The sequence below is a fragment of the Salinivibrio sp. PR932 genome (genome assembly GCF_001996125.1).
In the GTDB taxonomy this organism is placed as follows: domain Bacteria; phylum Pseudomonadota; class Gammaproteobacteria; order Enterobacterales; family Vibrionaceae; genus Salinivibrio; species Salinivibrio proteolyticus.
On record NZ_MUFM01000064.1, the window covers coordinates 1 to 3,344 of the forward strand.

Here is a 3,344-nt window from a genome sequence, read left to right on the forward strand (position 1 = left end):
GCCATGTACCGATCACCGATAGTGAGAGGTGACTCGATAGATTCATGAAAATGACATTATTGTTTTTTATGCATTTATTCTCATTCTCTCACACTTTTCCGGATTACTATGAAAATGTTGTTATAAGTTATTATCGATACTTGACTGCCTAAAAGTATCTACTACAGTGTGAGTTGTGGTAGATAAACTAACCACTTTTTGATCACACGCTCACCATCTTGAGCAAATGCTGTCTGATGCGTGCTAGCGCAGAGGTCATGAGTGGGCACTTAGTTTATTGCAAGGTATGCAAAAGTTTGATGCAAGAGGGATGTTTCGCATGGAAACTGGTACAGTAAAATGGTTTAACAACGCCAAGGGATTCGGCTTTATTTGTCCTGAAGAAGGAGAAGGCGACGTTTTTGCGCATTACTCTACAATCCAAATGGATGGATACAGGACATTGAAAGCGGGTCAGACCGTCAGCTACGAGGTTCAAGAAGGACCGAAAGGCTACCATGCGAGCCAAATCGTCCCTGTTGAACAAGAAGCAGCGAAATAACAACGCGTTATTCGCGACGGTTACAAAGGAAAAAGCGAGCGCAATGCGTTCGCTTTTTTTCGTACTCGGCGCGCTCTATCTTATCGAGACACTTGCCCATCGCAGAACATGCTCATAGCAAGCCAAGTGCTTCTTTATAGTGCAACCGGCACACCGACACATAACGCTCGTTGCCACCGATCACGACTTGATCGCCATCAGCAATCGCATTGCCTTTTGCATCTTGGCGGATCACTCGATTGGCTTTTCGACCACAATGACAAACCGTTTTTAGTTCTACTAACTTATCCGCCCAAGCGAGTAAGTATTGAGAGCCTTCAAATAGCTCTCCTCGAAAGTCAGTGCGCAACCCATAACACAACACAGGAATACGCAATTTATCGACCACATCAGTTAACTCAAGCACTTGCTGTTTGGTGAGAAACTGACTTTCATCCAGTAACAGGCAGTCTACTTTTTCATGTTCTTGAATGGCTGAAACATGTTCGAATAAATTGGTTTCATTGTGGTACAGGTGCGCCTCTGTCTCTAAACCAATGCGTGAGCTAATTTTTCCTTGACCATATCGGTCATCGATTGCCGCTGTATATAACAGGGGCTGCATGCCTCGCTCTTGATAATTAAAGGCTGATTGCAAAAGTGTTGTCGACTTACCGGCATTCATTGCGGAGTAATAAAAATAAAGCTGCGCCATTGTTATCTCGGATTATTCGGTCATCAGGCTTAAAATCAATCCAGCATGCTACCGGATCTCATCAAAAAGGAAAGCCCCGACCAGCGGGGCTTTGCGCTCAATCCTATTATGAGGTAGTCGCGAGCGAGATTAGGCCATGGCTTTGCACGGGCGCTTTTTCAGCCACAGTAGCGCAAAACAAAGCGCGACAAAGGCCAGTGTCGTGGCAGCAAATGCCAACCATAGTGATACGGTAAAGCCAAGGACCAAAAAGCCAACCGCGGACACCAGAGCGCCACCAATCGCGTAAGGCAACTGTGTCGAGACATGATCAATATGCCCGCAGCGTGCCCCTGTGGATGACAAGATGGTGGTATCTGAGATTGGTGAACAATGGTCACCAAACACCGCACCGGCTAATACCGCCGACAGCATAGGTAACATCAAGGAAATTTCCGTTGCCGCAGCCAGATCGCCAGCGATTGGTAGCATGATACCAAAGGTTCCCCATGAGGTACCGGTCGCAAATGCCATCACTGCCGCGAGTGAGAAGAGCACAACAGGGAGTAGCTCAGACGGCATATTGCCCTGCACCAATGAAGACAGATATTTACCCGTTTGCAAATCGCCAATGATATGGCCAATGGACCATGCAAACAGCAGAATAAGAATGGCCCCAAACATGGATTTCGCTCCGACCCATAAGGTTTTGCTGATCGCAGACGCACCAATCCCCTGTTTGATCGTCATGGCTAAAGCAACGATAAGTCCAGCCGCGCCTCCCATCAGAAGCGACATTCCTACATCCGTGTTCTCAAACGCACCGAGTACTGAGAAGGATACATCGTCACCCGCTAACGCTTGTGCGCCAGTGTAGAGCATCGCACTGATGGTCGCCACAACGAGGACCACAATCGGTAACACCAGATCAGAAACCGTGCCGTGCTCGCTTTCTTCAATCCCAAGATCGTCACAAAGATCGGCACAATTGTCGCTTTCATCCCCTAAGCGACTGCCTTTTTTTGCTTGGTATTCAAATTGACGCATGGGGCCAATATCAAGCTGAAACCAAATCACTGCAAAAACCAGCAAAAGCGCAAAGATTGCATAGAAGTTCATCGGGATCATGGTGACAAAGGCGCCGAGCGGCGTGTAATCAGTCACCCCATGTGCGACTAAAATCGAGCCGATGACGGTAATGATATAAGCGCCCCAGCTCGACGCGGGGGTGATAACACACATGGGTGCGGCGGTCGAATCGAGAATATACGCCAGCTTCGCTCGAGACACGTGGAAGCGATCAGTGACAGGGCGCGAGACAGCCCCCACCGCTAAGCTATTAAAATAGTCATCCACGAAAATAAATACGCCTAAGAAAGCCGCCAGCAGCTTTGCTCCTCGTTTGCTTTTAATTCGGCTTTGTGCCCAATTGGCAAACGCTCGTGTTCCCCCAGAGAGTGACAATAAAGCAGTGATCATTCCCAGTAATACGAGGAAAGCAAGAATACTCATATTCCAGCTATTAATACTGCCGTCAGCCACAAATAGTCCGGCAACCACATCAAAAAGGTATTGCGCCGATGTCCCTAGGGAAAAGTCAGCGAGTAGCAAGGTACCGAGTACAATCCCCATGCCTAGCGACAACAGCACGCGGCGTGTTGCAATGGCAAGGCCCAAAGCCAACAAAGGTGGAAGTAACGATAAAGCGGATGAAGAAAAGTCTGTTAAGTTCATGATCTCAGTATCAACCAATTGGTTGGAGATCTACTGCAGAAACGAAGACTGGTAAGGCGTGGTAACACACAGCAAACAACTTGCCTCCTACAGTAGCGCTCCATAGTGTGTCCTAATTACTATGGCAGTGCTGCCCCTATTCGGTAACAGCCCCAGCACAGTCGGCATGATGGCCTTACTGGCTTCGGCGTTGGCTCCTTTCATGTGCGGTCACTGGCATCACCCTCGTGCACACTACTTATAAACAACGCACCTCTACGTTAAGAGTGGAGCATTCTACACAAGATGTTCACTATCGCAACTATTCACGTTTAAAAAGCCACCACTTAAACCTTCACGCTATCAAGTGTCGATGAAATCAGTCGCAATCACCCAAAATTTAGGCACATTTAAAAA

Annotated in this window: 3 protein-coding genes and 1 riboswitch; of the genes, 1 reads left to right on the top strand and 2 read right to left on the bottom strand. The window is 47.7% G+C overall.

The window, feature by feature from the left end; genetic code table 11:
• Positions 1–319: 319 nt before the first annotated feature.
• Positions 320–541, top strand: a complete 222-nt coding sequence (cspD, locus tag BZG84_RS16045; RefSeq protein WP_069588926.1) for a cold shock domain-containing protein CspD — start codon at positions 320–322, stop codon at positions 539–541.
• Positions 542–653: 112 nt separating this feature from the next.
• On the opposite strand, the gene BZG84_RS16050 is transcribed toward cspD, so the two are convergent.
• Both BZG84_RS16050 and BZG84_RS16055 read right to left on the bottom strand, forming a co-directional pair.
• A complete protein-coding gene (locus tag BZG84_RS16050) occupies positions 654–1,235 on the bottom strand; it encodes a thymidine kinase (RefSeq protein WP_077482059.1) in 582 nt (193 codons plus the stop codon).
• A 129-nt stretch (positions 1,236–1,364) separates the two neighbouring features.
• The gene (locus BZG84_RS16055; protein WP_077678493.1) at positions 1,365–2,948 is read right to left on the bottom strand and encodes a Na+/H+ antiporter NhaC family protein; all 1,584 of its coding nucleotides are present in this window, start codon (positions 2,946–2,948) and stop codon (positions 1,365–1,367) included.
• 85 nt (positions 2,949–3,033) lie between these two features.
• Positions 3,034–3,214: riboswitch (Lysine riboswitch) on the bottom strand.
• Positions 3,215–3,344: the final 130 nt, after the last annotated feature.

What these genes read in the sequence shown, in the direction of transcription:
- BZG84_RS16050 (WP_077482059.1), bottom strand. Translation starts at nt 1,235, where the DNA reads ATGGCGCAGCTTTATTTTTATTACTCCGCAATGAATGCCGGTAAGTCG.
- cspD (WP_069588926.1), top strand. Translation starts at nt 320, where the DNA reads ATGGAAACTGGTACAGTAAAATGGTTTAACAACGCCAAGGGATTCGGC.
- BZG84_RS16055 (WP_077678493.1), bottom strand. Translation starts at nt 2,948, where the DNA reads ATGAACTTAACAGACTTTTCTTCATCCGCTTTATCGTTACTTCCACCT.